This window comes from Aliiruegeria haliotis, from assembly GCF_003003255.1.
Lineage (GTDB): Bacteria > Pseudomonadota > Alphaproteobacteria > Rhodobacterales > Rhodobacteraceae > Tropicimonas > Tropicimonas haliotis.
Genome location: NZ_PVTD01000002.1, coordinates 635,114 through 651,630 on the forward strand (window position 1 = coordinate 635,114; position 16,517 = coordinate 651,630).

18 protein-coding genes are annotated in these 16,517 nt (G+C 63.3%); 5 read left to right on the forward strand and 13 right to left on the reverse strand.

Going from position 1 to position 16,517, the window contains the following annotated elements:
* Positions 1 to 69: 69 nt before the first annotated feature.
* From gap to CLV78_RS08245, 3 genes are all read right to left on the reverse strand, one after another.
* Positions 70 to 1,071: a type I glyceraldehyde-3-phosphate dehydrogenase gene (gene gap / locus CLV78_RS08235; RefSeq protein ID WP_106204515.1), complete on the reverse strand. Its 1,002-nt coding sequence runs from the start codon at positions 1,069 to 1,071 to the stop codon at positions 70 to 72.
* Between the two features lie 600 nt (positions 1,072 to 1,671).
* Positions 1,672 to 3,033 carry an alpha-glucosidase/alpha-galactosidase gene (melA, locus tag CLV78_RS08240; protein WP_106204292.1) on the reverse strand — a complete coding sequence of 454 codons (1,362 nt, stop codon included), beginning with the start codon at positions 3,031 to 3,033 and terminating at the stop codon, positions 1,672 to 1,674.
* Between the two features lie 555 nt (positions 3,034 to 3,588).
* Entirely contained in the window at positions 3,589 to 3,939 is a 351-nt protein-coding gene (locus CLV78_RS08245) for a phasin family protein (protein WP_106204293.1), read from the reverse strand.
* A gap of 324 nt (positions 3,940 to 4,263) precedes the next feature.
* Between CLV78_RS08245 and CLV78_RS08250 the strand changes: the two genes are divergently transcribed.
* Both CLV78_RS08250 and CLV78_RS08255 read left to right on the forward strand, forming a co-directional pair.
* Positions 4,264 to 4,890, forward strand: a complete 627-nt coding sequence (locus CLV78_RS08250; RefSeq protein ID WP_106204294.1) for a 50S ribosomal protein L25/general stress protein Ctc — start codon at positions 4,264 to 4,266, stop codon at positions 4,888 to 4,890.
* A 229-nt stretch (positions 4,891 to 5,119) separates the two neighbouring features.
* Positions 5,120 to 5,677: a rhodanese-like domain-containing protein gene (locus CLV78_RS08255; RefSeq protein WP_106204295.1), complete on the forward strand. Its 558-nt coding sequence runs from the start codon at positions 5,120 to 5,122 to the stop codon at positions 5,675 to 5,677.
* A gap of 109 nt (positions 5,678 to 5,786) precedes the next feature.
* Here CLV78_RS08255 and hmuQ read toward each other — a convergent pair whose 3' ends face one another.
* The gene (hmuQ, locus tag CLV78_RS08260; RefSeq protein WP_106204296.1) at positions 5,787 to 6,098 is read right to left on the reverse strand and encodes a heme-degrading protein HmuQ; all 312 of its coding nucleotides are present in this window, start codon (positions 6,096 to 6,098) and stop codon (positions 5,787 to 5,789) included.
* Positions 6,099 to 6,205: 107 nt separating this feature from the next.
* Here hmuQ and pth point away from each other — a divergent pair, with 107 nt between their 5' ends.
* From pth to CLV78_RS08275, 3 genes are all read left to right on the forward strand, one after another.
* Positions 6,206 to 6,904 (forward strand): aminoacyl-tRNA hydrolase, encoded by a 699-nt coding sequence (gene pth / locus CLV78_RS08265; protein WP_106204297.1) that lies wholly within the window; start codon positions 6,206 to 6,208, stop codon positions 6,902 to 6,904.
* Positions 6,901 to 7,953: a DUF2332 domain-containing protein gene (locus CLV78_RS08270; RefSeq protein WP_106204298.1), complete on the forward strand. Its 1,053-nt coding sequence runs from the start codon at positions 6,901 to 6,903 to the stop codon at positions 7,951 to 7,953. Before pth ends, CLV78_RS08270 begins: the two co-directional genes overlap by 4 nt.
* A 70-nt stretch (positions 7,954 to 8,023) precedes the next feature.
* A complete protein-coding gene (locus CLV78_RS08275) occupies positions 8,024 to 8,401 on the forward strand; it encodes a DUF2237 family protein (RefSeq protein ID WP_106204516.1) in 378 nt (125 codons plus the stop codon).
* A gap of 9 nt (positions 8,402 to 8,410) precedes the next feature.
* Here the strand turns inward: CLV78_RS08275 and trpB are convergent, their stop codons facing one another.
* The 9 genes from trpB to aroA all read right to left on the reverse strand — a co-directional run bounded on the left by trpB (position 8,411) and on the right by aroA (position 16,295).
* Positions 8,411 to 9,643, reverse strand: a complete 1,233-nt coding sequence (gene trpB / locus CLV78_RS08280; RefSeq protein WP_106204299.1) for a tryptophan synthase subunit beta — start codon at positions 9,641 to 9,643, stop codon at positions 8,411 to 8,413.
* 158 nt (positions 9,644 to 9,801) lie between these two features.
* Positions 9,802 to 10,254 (reverse strand): GNAT family N-acetyltransferase, encoded by a 453-nt coding sequence (locus tag CLV78_RS08285; RefSeq protein WP_106204300.1) that lies wholly within the window; start codon positions 10,252 to 10,254, stop codon positions 9,802 to 9,804.
* Positions 10,251 to 10,892: a phosphoribosylanthranilate isomerase gene (locus CLV78_RS08290; RefSeq protein ID WP_106204301.1), complete on the reverse strand. Its 642-nt coding sequence runs from the start codon at positions 10,890 to 10,892 to the stop codon at positions 10,251 to 10,253. The genes CLV78_RS08285 and CLV78_RS08290 overlap by 4 nt, the downstream gene beginning before the upstream one ends.
* Before the next feature lie 7 nt (positions 10,893 to 10,899).
* Positions 10,900 to 11,265 (reverse strand): LapA family protein, encoded by a 366-nt coding sequence (locus CLV78_RS08295; RefSeq protein ID WP_106204517.1) that lies wholly within the window; start codon positions 11,263 to 11,265, stop codon positions 10,900 to 10,902.
* 14 nt (positions 11,266 to 11,279) lie between these two features.
* Entirely contained in the window at positions 11,280 to 11,567 is a 288-nt protein-coding gene (ihfB, locus tag CLV78_RS08300) for an integration host factor subunit beta (RefSeq protein ID WP_106204302.1), read from the reverse strand.
* 340 nt (positions 11,568 to 11,907) lie between these two features.
* Entirely contained in the window at positions 11,908 to 13,587 is a 1,680-nt protein-coding gene (gene rpsA / locus CLV78_RS08305; RefSeq protein WP_245924879.1) for a 30S ribosomal protein S1, read from the reverse strand.
* 256 nt (positions 13,588 to 13,843) lie between these two features.
* Complete coding sequence (locus CLV78_RS08310; protein WP_106204304.1) at positions 13,844 to 14,464, reverse strand: (d)CMP kinase; 621 nt, start codon at positions 14,462 to 14,464, stop codon at positions 13,844 to 13,846.
* A gap of 66 nt (positions 14,465 to 14,530) precedes the next feature.
* The gene (locus CLV78_RS08315) at positions 14,531 to 14,935 is read right to left on the reverse strand and encodes a GFA family protein (protein WP_106204305.1); all 405 of its coding nucleotides are present in this window, start codon (positions 14,933 to 14,935) and stop codon (positions 14,531 to 14,533) included.
* A gap of 7 nt (positions 14,936 to 14,942) precedes the next feature.
* Positions 14,943 to 16,295 (reverse strand): 3-phosphoshikimate 1-carboxyvinyltransferase, encoded by a 1,353-nt coding sequence (gene aroA, locus CLV78_RS08320; RefSeq protein ID WP_106204306.1) that lies wholly within the window; start codon positions 16,293 to 16,295, stop codon positions 14,943 to 14,945.
* Between the last annotated feature and the right edge of the window lie 222 nt (positions 16,296 to 16,517).

Below are 16,517 nucleotides of genomic sequence, written 5' to 3' on the forward strand. Positions count from 1 at the left end.
CCCGCCACAAGGACGGGGTCGCACTTTCTTGAGGCTGACCGGGCAGGCCGCCCGGTCAGTCGAGGGAACTCAGAGGAACTTCGCCATGGCGACGGCGGTGTCGGCCATGCGGTTGGAGAAGCCCCATTCATTGTCGTACCAGCTGAGCACGGAGCACAGCTTGCCATCCATGACCTTGGTCTGATCCATGTGGAAGATGGAGGAATGCGGGTCGTGGTTGAAGTCGATGGAGACGTTCGGCAGGTCGGTGTACCCCAGAACACCCTTCATCGGGCCTTCCGCGGCAGCCTTCACGGCGGCGTTGATCTCTTCCACGGACGTGTCACGCTTGGCGATGAACTTCAGGTCCACGACCGAAACGTTCGGGGTCGGCACGCGGATGGCGAAACCGTCGAGCTTGCCGGCAAGATCGGGCAGCACGAGGCCCACGGCCTTGGCAGCACCGGTCGAGGTCGGGATCATCGACATTGCGGCGGCGCGGCCGCGGTAGAGGTCCTTGTGCAGCGTGTCCAGCGTCGGCTGGTCGCCGGTGTAGGAGTGGATCGTCGTCATCATGCCCTTCTCGATGCCGATGGCGTCGTTGATCGCCTTGGCAAACGGGGAGAGGCAGTTGGTGGTGCAGGACGCGTTGGAAACGACGACATCGTCTGCGGTCAGCACGTCATCATTCACACCGTAGACGATCGTCTTGTCGGCGCCTGCGCCGGGAGCGGAGATCAGAACGCGCTTGGACCCATTTTCGAGGTGGAGGGCGGCCTTGTCACGTGCGGTGAAGATGCCGGTGCATTCCAGTGCAATGTCCACATCGCCCCAGGGCAGTTCCTTGGGGTCGCGGATCGCGGTGACCTTGATCGGGCCGCGGCCGACATCGATGGTGTCATCAGTGGTGGTGACGGTGCCGGGGAACTTGCCATGCACGGAATCGAAACGGATGAGGTGGGCGTTGGTCTCGACCGGTCCCAGATCGTTGATCGCAACGACTTCGATATCGTCACGGCCATTCTCCACGATGGCGCGGAGCACGTTCCGTCCGATGCGGCCGAAACCGTTGATGGCAACTTTCACTGTCATGGTCATGTCCTCATGTCTGAGCAGGATCATCGCGGGGATTGCCACGGGACGGCCCATGGCGCCGAGATGGGGATAAAGTCCTCTTGCTAGGGCATACACCCTTGGCCGTTGTCATACTGACATAGGCGCGGTTGTCACCCAACAAAAGCGCAGACCGGGAAGTCGCTGACTGGGTGGCAGATGTTGGATGGGTGCGCGAACCGCTGGTTCGGATCTGGCCAAGGCGCCCCAGGACGCAGAGTTCGGGCGGGGGGGGCTGATGCCGCGAAGGCGCGCGCCTGCCCGGCCAGACCGGCCCCATATCCCTTTTTTTCAAGGCATATCGGCGCATCCGAAGTGCAATGAAGAACGCACGCACCGGCTTTGCAACCATCTTGAGAGATGGTCGGACGGTTTTCGAAATCGGTGGCAATTCGCTCTGTTTAGCGCTCTCAACAGACGGTTTCGCGCTGCCAAAACGGGTTTCGGACGCATTGCGGCGTCAATCTGCCACGCCCCGCCCCGGTTGTGCGCAGCGCGCCGAGACTAGGTCGCCGCGTCAGGCTTGAGCCGTAGCAGCCCGAGTCGCCCATCGACAGCGCAGTTCGACAGCGACCGCACTCAGTCCCGAGCGTGAACCCAATGCGGCAACAGTACCCCGTGGGCCTGGATCAGCTTGTCGACCACTTGCCAGATCTGCTCCAGGTCGAGCTCGGCCCCGGTGTGTGGATCGAGCATGGCGGCATGGTAGATATGCTCCCGCTTCTCCTCGATCAGCGCCGCAACCGTCAGTTCCTGGACGTTCACATTGGTGCGCATCAGCGCCACCAGTTGCGGCGGAATGTCGGAGACGACCGAAGGCTGCACCCCGTTGCCATCGACGAAACAGGGCACCTCCACGGCGCAGCCCTCGGGCAGTTGAGGGACGTAGCCGTGGTTTGGTACGTTGCCGGCCACCCGGACAGGCGTGTCGGTCCAGACGGCATGTACGATATCGGCAGCCTCCTCGACCCGCGTCGAGAGGTCGATTTCCCCCGACGCGTCTAGGCGCGCCTGGCGGGCCTTCCACTCGTCGATCTGCTCTTCGCACCGCTTGGGGTATTCATCCAGAGGGATCTGGTATTTCTCGATCAGGTCAGGGCGGGATTGCTTGATGAACCACGGCGTGTACTCGGCAAAATGCTCCGAACTCTCGGACACGTAGTAACCGAGGCGCCCCATCATCTCGTAGCGGACCAGGTTGGCACATCGCGGATAGGTCCTGTTGTCCGGTCTGGGCAGCACGCCGGCCGCATAACCCTCCCGCAGCGCAGGGTACAGGTCGCGGAGGCTCCCATCCGACTGGACCTGGCTCAGTTCCAGAAAGAACGCCATGTGGTTGATGCCCGCACAGCGGTAGCGCATTGTCTCGACCGGGATCTGAAGATCCTGCGACAGTTCGAGGATCGACAGCGGCACCGAATGGCAGAGCCCGACCTGGCGGATGCCCGGGTAGCGTCGCGCAATTGACCAGGTGTTGATCGCCATCGGGTTGACGTATTGCAGCAGAAGAGCCTCGGGACAAAGCTCCATCATGTCCTCGCACAATGCCCAGAGATGCGGGACCGTCCGAAGCCCGCGCATGATGCCGCCAAGCCCCATGGTGTCGCCGATGGTTTGGCGCAACCCGGCTGCGGTCGGGATGTCGAAATCAATCGCTGTTGCGGGCATGTAGCCGCCGACCTGGAACGCAGCGATAACGAAATCCGCCCCGGCAAGTGCAGCGCGCTGATCATGGTGACAGGCGAAGGTCGCCGAAACGCCCAGCTGTGCCACGAGCGCCTCCGCCACGCGCCCGGCCTCCGCCAATCGCTCCGCATCCACATCGACGAGCGCCACATGCGCCCCAGCCAGCGCAGCACGGCGCAGGATGTCGGCGATTACGTTCTTCATGAAAACCGTGGAACCGGCGCCAATAAAGACAATGCGGGGACCGTCGCTCATGCATAGTGTCCTTTTGCGGAGGGATTTCCGGAAAACGCAGGCCGTGTCGGATGCTCGTCAGGGTTCGCTGCCCCAACTTCCCCGAAAACCGGTGGGAGCGGAAGGGACGTGCCGCGCATGCGCAACGACCATGGCACAGGCCGGTCAAAGAGGTCGCCTCCAACTTCGCGTCCCGTGTCCCGGTTGCCCTGCCCGAACCGGGCCGCCTGTATGTCCGTGCGTGTCGACACTACCACCATCTCACTTTCCGGATGCACTACATTACCTTTGGTGGGATGGCCTACAGCTTTTCTAGCCGTCGCATAAGGGTGCGGCAAAGAGACAGGGCCTGACGCCCGTCCACAACGGGCGGGCAATGCGCTGGCATCGGATAGGGTGAAACACAGGGGCACGACGAAACGCCGACGATGGTCGCCAGCGCGGGCCGTCACACGGACACACAAAAAAATCACCGCCACGTCCTTTCGGAACGTGGCGGCGACCAGAAACAGGTTCCAATTCTCCGAAAGCGCCGCCCCGATGGGTCCTCCCCGGCGTCTCCCGGCTACCGGCGATCTAGCCTCCGGAATTTCGGCCCAGCAATGCATCGATTGCGCAGCGGTTCATTCGAACCAGCTTGCCCGTCTCGGCGCTATACTGATCAAAGGCCGTTTTTAAGAACCGTCCCTGTATCTCTCGCATCTCCACCGGGTTGTCACAGTCAAGCAGTTCCGACTGGGTCCGGAGGTCCTCACGGATCCGATCGGAAATGAACTGTGCGACCTCGGCGCTCATGTCTGCCATCTGCTGTACCCAGACCGGATTGGGCCACCCGAAGGCCGCCACGCCAATACGCTGCCAATGTGCGAAGACCTCCCCGCCGCGCACCATCGGCATGTCCCGGGCCCAGTTGGCATCGGCTGTCATGTCTTCCTCCCCTGCCCATGTCGGTTGAGTCGACACCACAGCATTACGTATGGTTAATGCCCTGTCTTTGACCCGGATCAATGCCGGTGGGTCTGTTTCGGGGCAGGTCACGGGCGTCGAGGGTTGCGATTCGCCGCCCCTCCGGGAGAGGCACCTGTCCCGGCGATCTCCGCAATTTGGCAAAAAACGATGCACGAGCCCCCGAACCCTGCGGCCCGAAGCGCGCTTTTCCCTTTCCAACCACGGAAAACGGCCCTATACGGCGGGCTTCCAAACCCACCGGGCATACACCCTTGGAGGATGCCCATATCTAGGAGAATACCAATGGCTGGTGAGATTCCGGATCTTTACGCCACGGTTCGTGCGGGGACAGGCAAGGGGGCCGCTCGCCAAGCTCGTCGTGACGGGCTTGTACCTGGCGTTGTCTATGGCGGCGGCGAAGACCCCGTCTCGATCAACATCCCCTTCAACGAGCTTCTGAAGCGCCTCAAGGCAGGCCGCTTCCTGGCGACCCTTTTCAACCTGAAGGTTGAAGGCCGGGACGATGTTCGTGTGATCTGCCGTAGTGTCCAACGTGACGTCGTGAAGGACCTTCCGACCCATGTCGACTTCATGCGCCTGCGCCGGACGTCGAAAGTGGCATTGTTCATCCCGGTCGAGTTCACCGGCGAAGCCGATTGCCCCGGCATCAAGCGTGGCGGTGTGCTCACCGTTGTGCGTCCGGAAATTGAGCTTGTCGTGACCGCGGCCGATATCCCCGAGAAGATCGAGATCTCTCTGGAGGGGCTGGACATCAACGATCACATCTCGATCTCCATGGTCAAGCTGCCGGAAGGCGCCAAGGCCACCATCGATCGCGACTTCAACATCGCCTCGATCTCTGCACCGTCTGGCCTGGCCGCCAGCGGCGATGAGGAGGAAGAGGAAATCGAAGAGGTTGAAGAGGTCTGACCTCTCGCTTCTGACGTTTGCGAAAGGGCGTGTCACAGGGCGCGCCCTTTTTCTGTGGAGCCACGCCGGCGATCCGTCTGTTCGGAACCTGGCCACCGCCCACCCTGCCCGCTCGCTCGGCACCCACACCGTTCCGGCGCACCTATCTATCTTGCCGCCAGATGCGGTTGCCATTTGCGCGCCATCACCGAAACCGTGTAGTTTTGTGGCAAGTTGTTGTGAGGATGCGATGAAACCGATCCTGCCCGCGCGCGCCACCCTGGTCGCCATCGCTCTGCTGGCAAGCGCCGGCCTTGCTTTCGCCAGTGACCTGCCAACCTCGAAGCAGACAGCTCTCGGCCTCTATCTTTCCGCGTCGGAGGCGGCGCAGTTCCTGCAGGAGACCCCCGACGCGATCATGATCGATGTCCGCACGCCGGAGGAAATCGACGAAACCGGCATGGCGGAAACAGTCGACGCGCTGATCCCGCTGGCGGTGCTCGACCACGGCCGCTTGATCTTCAACAAGGACTTCCTGCCCGGCGTCGCGAAGCTCGCCAACGACAGGAAGCTTGTGCCAGATCAGCCGATCGTCGTCATCTGCCGCTCCGGCAATCGTTCGGCCGAAGCGGTCGATGCGATCTCACGGCTCGGCTTCACCCGGGTCTACACGGTCACGGATGGGTTCGAGGGCGATCGCGCTGCAACCGGCAATCGCAACGTCAACGGCTGGAAGAATGCCGGCCTGCCGTGGCGGCCGCAACGCGCCAGCAGTTGCGCGCCCGCCCGTGAGGGCGGGTCCTGCTAGCTGTCAGAACACCGCTCGAAATGGGCGCGTTTTTACCCTTGGATGCGAGACGAACCAGCAGCCTTCCTTGTGGCTTCAATTGCCGAGCCAAGGACTTTCGCCACACGGCTCAGCCGATGGATTGCACTGAAGAGAAAACCTCCAACTCAGGTGCCCCGATATAGATATCCTTGCTCGATCGCACTCCGGAATGGGCTTGTCGAAACGCCTCGGACTTCGTCCAGTCGCGGAAGGCGTCCTCGCTGGCCCACATGGTGTGCGAAGCATATAGCGTGTGGTCGTCCATCTCCGGGCCTCGCATCAGGTGAAATGACACGAAGCCGGGCACGTCCGGGAGCTTTGACTCGCGGCCCTTCCAGATCGCCTCGAACGCATCCTCGCAGCCCGGCTTGATCTGGAAGCGGTTCATTGTCAGGAACATGGCACTCTCTCTGTCGTTTTCACCCGCCGGCCAGAGGGCTGGCATTGCATCGCAGTTCAGGGCAAGAGAAGGACAAGGTCAACCACCCGGAACAAAGGAAACCGCCCGTGCAGTTGTTTGTCGGCCTCGGCAATCCCGGCGCCAAGTACGCCCAGAACAGACACAACATCGGCTTCATGGCGCTGGACCGCATCGCCGCGGATCATGGATTTGCCCCATGGCGCGGGAAGTTCCAGGGCGCGCTCAGCGAAGGGCGGCTCGGGTCGGAGCGAGTGTTGCTCCTGAAGCCTGAAACCTTCATGAACCGCTCGGGTCAATCGGTGGGTGAAGCGATGCGCTTCTTCAAGCTGGAGCCGGACGATGTCACCGTGTTCCACGACGAGCTTGACCTTGCGCCGGGCAAGGTGCGGGTCAAGCAGGGTGGCGGGCACGCGGGTCACAACGGTCTGCGCTCGATCCACGCGGCCATCGGCCCGGAGTATCGCCGCGTTCGCCTCGGCATCGGTCATCCCGGCCATAAGGACGCCGTTTCGGGCTATGTCCTTCGTGACTTTCCGAAGGCAGACGCGGACTGGTTGGACGATTTGCTGCGCGGCATATGCGACGGCGCCCCGCAACTGGCGTCAGGCGATACCGGCAGGTTTCTGAACGCGATTGCCCTGCGCGTGAACCCACCCCGCTCCTCGACGACACAGCAAAAAGAGGCAAAGGCCCCGCCAAAGCAATCGCCGGATGAGCGGAAGCCCGAACAGCCAGCTCCGGAGTCCCGGTCGCCCCTGCAAAAGCTCGTCGATCGGTTCAAATGACACCCGCGGACGCGGTTCGTGCCTCCTTCGCGGAGCAAGCGCCGACACTGGAGCGGTTGGGATCGCCTTTCATGGGGCGACTGATGCGGTTGCTGGCGGAGCGCCTCGCACCGGGCACGCCGATCAGTGACAAGGTTCTGGCATGGAAGGGAGATCCCCGGGCCGCTGCGGACAATGTGTCCCTGCGCCTCGCCGGTGGGCTGCATGCGCTCGTGATCTCAAACACCGAGCCGGAACTCGCTTCGGCCTACCCGCCAAACGACGTATCCGACGACGTGCTCTGGTCGGCCATCGATTCTGCTTTCAGGCGGCATTCCGACACGCTTTCCCCATGGCTCGACAGACCGCCGCAGACCAACGAGGTCCGGCGCGCCGCGGCATTGATCCCGGCGCTCCACCTGCTTGCTCGCGAAACCGGCAAGCCCCTGGCCGTGTGGGAGGTTGGATGCAGTGCCGGTCTTGCGCTCCGCATGGATCGGTTCCACCTCTCCGCCGGTTCAACCAGCTATGGCCCAGGGGAGAGCGCTGTCCGTCTGCGGCCCGACTGGACGGGAGCGCCACCGGCACCGTCCCGGATCGAGATTGTCGACCGGCAGGGTGTCGACCTTTCGCCCCTCGATCCCGCCGATCCGGAGCACCGGCTGCGGCTGCTGTCCTACCTGTGGCCTGACCAGCCGGACCGCCGGGCCCTCACCAAGGCCGCCATCTCCGTGGCGCTGGAAACGCCCGCGAGGATCCAGAAGGCGGATGCCCTCGACTGGCTGGCCAGAACACTCCCAACCCGCAGGGAGGGCGTCGCGACACTTCTCTTTCACACGGTTGCCTGGCAATACCTGCCACCGAAGGCGCGTGCCCGCGGTGAAGCGATGATCGCGGCGGAAGGCGCCCGCGCGACACCGGACAGCCCGCTTGCGCGGCTCTCGCTGGAGGGCGACGGCGAGCCGCAGGCCGCGTTGACACTGCAGGTCTGGCCGGGAGGCCGGTGTCGTCACCTCGGGCGTGCGGATTTCCATGGACGGACCGTGGAGTGGGGTTCGTCCAAGAGCTGAGGCGCGCGCCGGACGGTGGACGGCGACAAAGGTGACTTGGCGGCAGGACGCGCCTATCATGGTCGCCAACATGCAAAAGGACCCGTCGCTCAACGTTCTCGGCACCGATCTGCGACCGTGCTCGCAGGATCCCCTGACCGGCTTTTTCCGGGACGGCGCCTGCAACACCTGCGCAGAGGATCAGGGCAGCCACACGGTCTGCGCCGTGATGACAGCCGAGTTCCTCGCATACTCAAAATACGTCGGCAATGACCTCAGCACGCCCAGACCGGAGTTCGGCTTCTCTGGATTGCTGCCGGGCGATCGCTGGTGCCTCTGCGCTGCCCGTTTTCTGCAAGCCTACGGAGAGGGGTGTGCGCCGAAGGTTCACCTCGACGCCACACATGTCCGCGCACTGGATATCGTACCGCTGGATTTTCTGAAGGCGAGCGCCGCGACAGAATCCTAGGCGCCTCTTTTAGTCGGCTTCGCCCATGTCGATGCCAAGCGCACGCGCTACGGTGAAGATGTCCTTGTCACCACGCCCGCACATGTTCATGCAGATAATGTGATCGGACGGCAGTTCGGGTGCAATCTTGATCACATGGGCCAATGCGTGGCTCGGCTCCAGCGCGGGGATGATTCCCTCCTGTTCGCAGCAGAGCTGAAAGGCAGCCAGCGCCTCCACATCGGTGACAGAGACGTATTTTGCCCGCCCGATATCGTGCAGCCAGGAATGCTCAGGCCCGATACCCGGGTAGTCCAGGCCGGCCGAGATCGAGTGCCCTTCCAGGATCTGCCCGTCGTCATCCTGCAACAGATAGGTCCGGTTGCCATGCAACACGCCCGGACGGCCACCCGTCAGCGATGCGCAATGCTCCATCTTTTCGTTCACGCCCTTGCCGCCCGCCTCGACGCCGATGATCGCGACCTCCTTGTCGTCGAGGAACGGGTAGAAAAGACCCATGGCATTCGACCCACCGCCGATGGCGGCGATAATGGTGTCTGGCAGACGACCCTCGCGCTCCAGCATCTGTGCCTTGGCTTCCTTGCCGATGATGGTCTGGAAGTCACGCACCATCGCCGGGTAGGGATGCGGGCCCGCCACGGTGCCGATGCAGTAGAACGTGTCGCGCACATTGGTCACCCAGTCGCGCAGCGCATCGTTCATCGCGTCCTTCAGCGTGCCCCGACCGGAGGTCACCGGCACCACCTCGGCGCCCAGAAGCTTCATCCGGAAGACGTTCGGCGCCTGCCGCTCGACATCCGTCGCACCCATGTAGACGACGCACTTCAATCCGAACTTCGCGCAGACCGTCGCCGTGGCCACGCCATGCTGGCCTGCGCCGGTTTCGGCAATGATCCGGGTCTTGCCCATGCGCCGCGCCAGGATGATCTGGCCAAGCACATTGTTGATCTTGTGCGCGCCGGTGTGATTCAGCTCGTCCCGCTTGAGGTAGATCTTCGCGCCGCCAAGATGCGCCGTCAGGCGGTCTGCGAAATAGAGCGGCGAGGGCCGGCCGACATAATGTTTCCACAGGTCGTCCATCTCCGCCCAGAAGCTCTCGTCGGTCTTCGCGAACTCGTACTGGGCCTCGAGATCGAGGATCAGCGGCATCAGCGTCTCCGACACGAACCGCCCGCCAAACTTGCCGAAACGCCCGTTTTCATCGGGCCCGCTCATGAACGAATTGATCAGATCCTCAGGCATCTCTTCCTCGCTTCTGCCACCGCCCCTGCGGACAGTCCGCAGACCCTACACCGGCCGGGTGCGGGGGAAAACCACTCTGCACGGTGATCTGTTCGAAAATATCCCGACCGACGTGGGTTTTCCGGACGGCTGGCCACTTGCTCCGAAGCGCTCGCACGCTAAGCGCACAGCACCTTCTTGAACCCAACGTGCGAGGCCTCGTAGCCAAGCCCGCGGTAGAAGTCGTGGGCCCTGTCGCGGGATGCGTTGGACGTCAGTTGAATCAAACTGCATCCGGCGTCCCGGGCTCGCGCTTCGGCGTCCGCCATCAACGCCACCCCGATCCCCTGCCCGCGCAACTCGCCATCTACACGCACACTTTCGACCTGTGCCCGCCGCGACGCCTTGAGCGACAAGCCAGATATGAACGTCAATTGGTAGGTCGCGACGATCCGCCCCTCTGACTCCCCGACGATCAGATGATTACCGCCCTCCATGCGCATCGCATCGAAAGCCGCAAAGTAAGGATCGGGATCGGTGTCCTCGCGGGCCTTCCCCAGAACGTCATCGGCCAGCATCGCGACGATGACCGGAACATCGTAGCGCAGCGCCTCGCGCCACAGGAGGGTCATTCGCGGGCGGCCGCAACGAAGGCGGCGATGCGCGCCGGGTCCTTCACCCCGGGCGCGCTTTCCACGCCGGAGGAGACATCAACCTGGTTGGCACCCGTCAGGTGAACGGCTTCACGGACGTTCGCCGGCGTCAACCCTCCGGCCAGCATCCATGGCACCGCCCAGCGGCGCCCGGCAATCAGGCGCCAGTCAAAGGCAAGTCCATTGCCCCCCGGCAGATCGGCGCCTTTCGGCGGCTTTGCATCCACGAGGAGTTGATCGGCCACCTGACTGAACTCGGCAAGCGCGGGCAGATCCTCTTCCGACGCGACACCCAATGCTTTCATCACCGGCAACCCATAGCGCGCACGGATCTCTGCAATTCGGTCGGGGCTTTCGGACCCATGCAATTGCAGCATGTCCAATGGAACGGACTCGACGATGCCATCCAGTTCGGCCTCGCTGGCGTTCACCGTGAGGCCGACCTTCGCGACCCCTTCAGGCGCCTCGAAGGACAGCACCCGCGCCGTTTCCGGCGAGACGTACCGTGGCGATTTCGGAAAGAAGTTGAACCCGACATAGACCCCGCCAGCCGCCGCCACGGCGCCGAGGTCCTGCGGACGTGTTACGCCGCAAATCTTTACCCGGATGTCTGGCATGAGTGCCTCAGCTGGCCTTCTTGACTGCCGCTTCGTCGAGAATGGCGAGCACCTCGTCCTTGCCGGCATGCTTTTCGGTCTTCAGGCGGGACACCTCACGGTTGAGGTCCTTCACCTGCCGCTGCCGCTTGGCAACTTCCGACCGATGCTTGGCTTCGCGAATCCATTCGAGCACGTAGCCAAGGAGCAGCCCCACCGCCACGCCCCCAAGTAGCGCCACGAAGAGCGGCAATTGCAGGGAGAAGTTCCAGGCCGCAAGATTGGCAAGCTCATCAGGCAGCACAGTCAGGGTGACCGCCTGTCGGTTGGCCATGGCCATGACAACAAGACCGGCGATGATAATCGCCAGGAACAGGTAACGGATGTAACGCATCATGCTCGAACCTTTCAGGTCTCCAGGCCGTTCAAGCGGTCTCGCAACAGCTTACCCGTCTTGAAGAACGGCACGTGTTTCTCCTCCACTTCGACGGCTTCGCCGGTCCGTGGATTCCGTCCTGTCCTCGCATCCCTTTTCTTCACCGAAAAGGCGCCGAAACCGCGCAGTTCGACACGATCACCACGCGCCATCGCGTCGATGATCTCCTCGAAGACCGTGTTCACGATCTTTTCGACGTCGCGTTGATAGAGATGCGGGTTCTCTTCGGCGAGAATCTGGATGAGTTCCGATCGGATCATGTATCTCCCCCTCGCCCGCCGGGAATTGACGGTGCACCGTTCGCTCTTCCCGGAGACTATAGGGCCATTTTCCCCAGCGCGGAATGAAAAAGGCGCCGAATCCCCTGAGATTTAACGCACTAAAGCGCGGGAATCAGATGAAAAAAAGGGGCATAGTGGCCAGCGGGTACGTTTACCCTCGTTCCGCAGGCAACGCCGATCGGCATGAAAAGCGGACCGATTCGGCTCACCAATGCCTATGTGGGGGCGGTATCGTCCATAGATCGGGGACATGAAAAAGCCCCCCGCGACACATGTCGCGGGGGGCGGATTTTCTTCAGCGCCCAGGGGACGCCTGAGCTTACTCGTCGCCCTTCAGGGCCGCGCCGAGGATGTCGCCCAGCGACGCACCCGAATCGGAGGAGCCAAACTGCTCGACCGCTTCGCGCTCTTCGGCGATCTCGCGGGCCTTGATCGACAGGCCCAGACGACGGGTCTTGCTGTCGATGTTGGTGACGCGAACGTCGAGCTTGTCGCCAACCTGGAAACGCTCGGGACGCTGCTCGCCACGGTCGCGGGACAGATCGGAGCGACGGATGAAGGACTTCATGCCTTCGTACTCGACCTCGATGCCGCCATCCTCGATCGCGGTGACCGCGACGGTGATGATGGAGCCGCGCTTCACGCCGCCCGTGGCTTCGGCGAACTTGTCGCCGCCCAGCGCCTTGATGGAGAGCGAAATGCGCTCCTTGTCGACGTCCACTTCGGTGACCACGGCCTTGACCACGTCGCCCTTGCGGTACTCCTGGATGGCTTCTTCACCGCGCTGATCCCAGCTGAGATCGGAGAGGTGAACCATGCCGTCGATATCGCCCGGCAGGCCGATGAACAGACCGAACTCGGTGATGTTCTTGACCTCGCCCTCGACCTCGGTGCCCTCGGGGTGGGTCTCGGCGAAGACATCCCACGGGTTGCGCATGGTCTGCTTGAGACCGAGAGACACGCGACGCTTGGCGGTGTCGATCTCCAGCACCATAACTTCCACTTCCTGGGAGGTGGAGACGATCTTGCCCGGGTGGACGTTCTTCTTGGTCCAGGACATTTCGGAGACGTGCACCAGGCCCTCGACGCCCGGCTCCAGCTCCACGAACGCACCGTAGTCGGTGATGTTCGTGACACGGCCGGTGTGCACGGTTTCGAGCGGGTACTTGCCCTCGACGGTGTTCCACGGATCGTCCTGCAGCTGCTTCATGCCGAGGCTGATGCGGTGGGTCTCCTTGTTGACCTTGATCACCTGGACTTTGATGGTCTCGCCGATCGACAGGATCTCGGAGGGGTGGTTCACACGGCGCCAGGCCATGTCGGTGACGTGCAGCAGGCCGTCAACGCCACCAAGGTCGACGAATGCGCCGTATTCGGTGATGTTCTTGACCACGCCGTCAACCGCATCGCCTTCGGACAGGCGACCGATGACCTCGGCACGCTGCTCGGCGCGGGACTCCTCGAGGATCGCACGGCGGGACACAACGATGTTGCCACGGCGGCGGTCCATCTTGAGGATCTGGAACGGCTGCTTGAGACCCATGAGCGGGCCGGCATCGCGCACGGGGCGCACGTCGACCTGGGAGCCGGGCAGGAAGGCCACTGCACCGCCGAGATCGACAGTGAAGCCACCCTTGACGCGGCCGAAGATCGCGCCCTCGACGCGGGCTTCGTCAGCATAGGCTTTCTCCAGACGGTCCCATGCCTCTTCACGGCGGGCCTTGTCACGGGAGATGACGGCTTCGCCACGGGCGTTCTCGACACGATCGAGGAACACCTCGACTTCGTCGCCCACGGCGATTTCCGGGGCTTCGCCCGGGTTCGCGAATTCCTTGAGATCGACGCGGCCTTCCATCTTGTAGCCAACATCGATGATGGCCTGACCAGCCTCAACGGCGATCACGGTCCCTTTGACAACCGAACCTTCGTTCGGGGTGTCGATTTCGAAGCTTTCCTTCAGCAGCGCTTCGAATTCTTCCATGGTTGCTTTAGAGCACATTCAGTTGGGTTTCCTTTACTTGACGCTTTATCTGGCCGAGCGGTTGTCTCCGCCGGTCTTTGGATTGGTCGGGAAAGGCGTATCGAAACAACATACAGGGCCGGAGGTTTCCCCGACCCTGCCCGCATTCCGACGTTGACCGCCTCTTGTTTGACAAGGGGGCTATACGGCCTTCCGTCGCGCAAGGCAAGGGCGTATCGCCTTTGTTTTCATGACTCCGGCAGTGGCGCGCTCACGGCGCCCAGGGCCCCGGCGATCAGATCGCGGCGCTGGCCTGTTGGCCGACACGCTCGATCGCCCTGGCCACGGCATCGTCGATACTCAGTGTCGAGGTATCGAGCAGGAGCGCATCGGCAGCCGCAGTCATCGGCGCCGTGATCCGCGCGGCATCGCGACGGTCGCGTTCTGCGAGATCGGCGGCAACCTCTTCCAGTGTCACCTCATGCCCCTTGCCGACCAGTTCCTTGTGCCGGCGTCGCGCCCGCACATCGTCGGTGGCGGTGACAAAAAGCTTCACCTCGGCATCCGGGCAGATCACTGTGCCAATGTCCCGCCCATCGAGCACGGCACCGCCAATACGGCGGGCGAAGGCCCGCTGGAAGTCCACAAGGGCCGCGCGCACCTCGGGCATCGCCGCCACTTGGCTTGCCGCCTGCGCCACATCCGGCGTCCGCAGCGCGTCGGCATCGGCGACATCCTCGGCCGTGAGCGATTGCGCCGCCATGATGGCGCCTTCGCCATTCAGCGTACGCCGACCAACGGCGCGGTAGAGCAGTCCTGTATCCAGATGGGCGAACCCGAAATGCTCCGCGACCGCGCGGGCAATCGTTCCCTTGCCCGCTGCGGCGGGGCCATCAATGGCAACCGTGAGACTCATTCCCTGCCCTCCTCGCATGAATGGACATTTCTCATAGCCCATTGGCGCGGCGGGGGGAATACGGGATCAGCGTACCATCGTGGTGAGGTCCGGATCGTATCCCTCCGCCCGCGGAAGGTCGTCCGGGATCTCGTAGTAGTCGCCCTTGTCGGCGCAGTAGATGTGGCCGGCGCAGGCGAGCCCGGTGGCCCCGTCAATCGTACCCGCGAAGATCGAGAGGTTCTCGCCCGCTCCATCCCAGAACAGGTTCGACCCGCATGTCGGACAGAAGCCCCGTCGGGCTCTTGGTGAGGATTGGTACCAAGCCGGAGACCCGCTGATTGCGACGTCGTCACGACGCGCCGAGGTGGCGGCAACGTGGTGACCGCTTGTCTTGCGGCACTGGGTGCAGTGGCAAGCAATGACGGGCCGCAATGGGCCGGAAACCTCATAGCGCACCGCGCCGCAAAGGCAGCTTCCAGACAGTCCCACGCCGCCCTCAGCCGTTGCTGCGCACCAGCTGGGCGCCAAGATCGCGCATCAGCTGCTCGAAGATGGGGAAGGAGGTGGCGATCGGCCCGGCATCGTCCACCGTGACCGGCTTGTTGGCCGCCATCCCACAAATGAGGAAGGACATTGCGATCCGGTGATCGAGCCGTGCCTCAGCCAATGCCCCGCCCGGCACACCGCCGGGTCCCATGCCATGCACGGTGAAGCTGTCCTCGGTCTCGTCTACCGTCACACCACAGGCCCTCAGGCCAACCGCCATGGCATCGATCCGGTCGCTTTCCTTCACCCGAAGTTCGTGAACACCGGCCATCACGGTTGCCCCTTCGGCGAAGGAGGCCACGACAGAGAGGATAGGGTACTCGTCAATCATGGAGGCGGCGCGCTCGGGGGGGACGTCGATCCCCTTCATGTCAGGCGAGTACCGGGCGCGCAGGTCGGCCACGGGCTCGCCGCCCTCTTCGCGCTCATTCTCGAAGGTGAGGTCAGCCCCCATATCCTGCAAGGTCTGGAACAGGCCGGCGCGGGTCGGGTTCAGCCCGATGTTCGGCACCAGCACGTCAGAGCCCGGAACGACAATCGCGGCGCACACCGGGAAAGCCGCCGAGGACGGGTCACGCGGAACGGTGATGGTTTGCGGCTTCAGTTCGGGCTGTCCGGTCAGAACGATCCGGTGACCGTCCTCGGTCCGTTCGGTTTCGACTTCCGCCCCGAAGCCACGCAGCATCCGTTCGGTGTGGTCGCGGGTCGCCACGCGTTCCGTCACCACGGTCTGCCCGGGCGCATTCAACCCGGCCAGCAACACTGCCGACTTTACCTGGGCTGAGGCCATCGGCGTGACGTAGTCGACAGGTACCGGGTCGGAGGCGCCGACAATGGTCATTGGCAGGCGTCCGCCGTCTCGGCCAAAGGCCCGTGCACCGAACAACCCAAGCGGATCAGTGATCCGCCCCATCGGCCGGGAGCGCAGGGACGCATCGCCAGTGAAAGTCGCCGTGATCGGAGACGTCGCCATGGCGCCCATGATCAAACGCACACCGGTGCCGGAATTGCCGCAGTCGATCACCTGCTCCGGCTCACCAAAGCCTCCGACACCGACGCCGCGCACCGACCATTCACCAGGGCCGTGGTGCTCCACTTCTGCACCGAATGCCGCCATCGCCTTCGCTGTGTCGAGAACGTCGTCCCCTTCGAGAAGGCCCGCAATGCGGGTCTCTCCCACGGCCATCGCGCCGAGGATCAACGAGCGGTGGGAGATCGACTTGTCGCCGGGCACATCGGCGCGCCCCTTCAACGGTCCGCTCGCGCGGGCGGTCATCTTCTGAGCGGGTCCATTAGACGACATTGGCGGCTCCCTGTCCTGTCGGCATTCCTGTCCCTGCCGGTTACCCCAGCCCCGCCCCAGCGTCCAGCCAGCTCGGTCGGTGGAATGTGCGTCTTCGGTCTGGTCGCAACTCGGGAAGAAAGGCCAGATGGCTCCTACCGCCCCGGCAGACCGCTGACAGGGGCCTTCACCAACCCCTCTCGTCGAGTGATCCCATGCCAGAAACAGGCGACAACTCGCGGC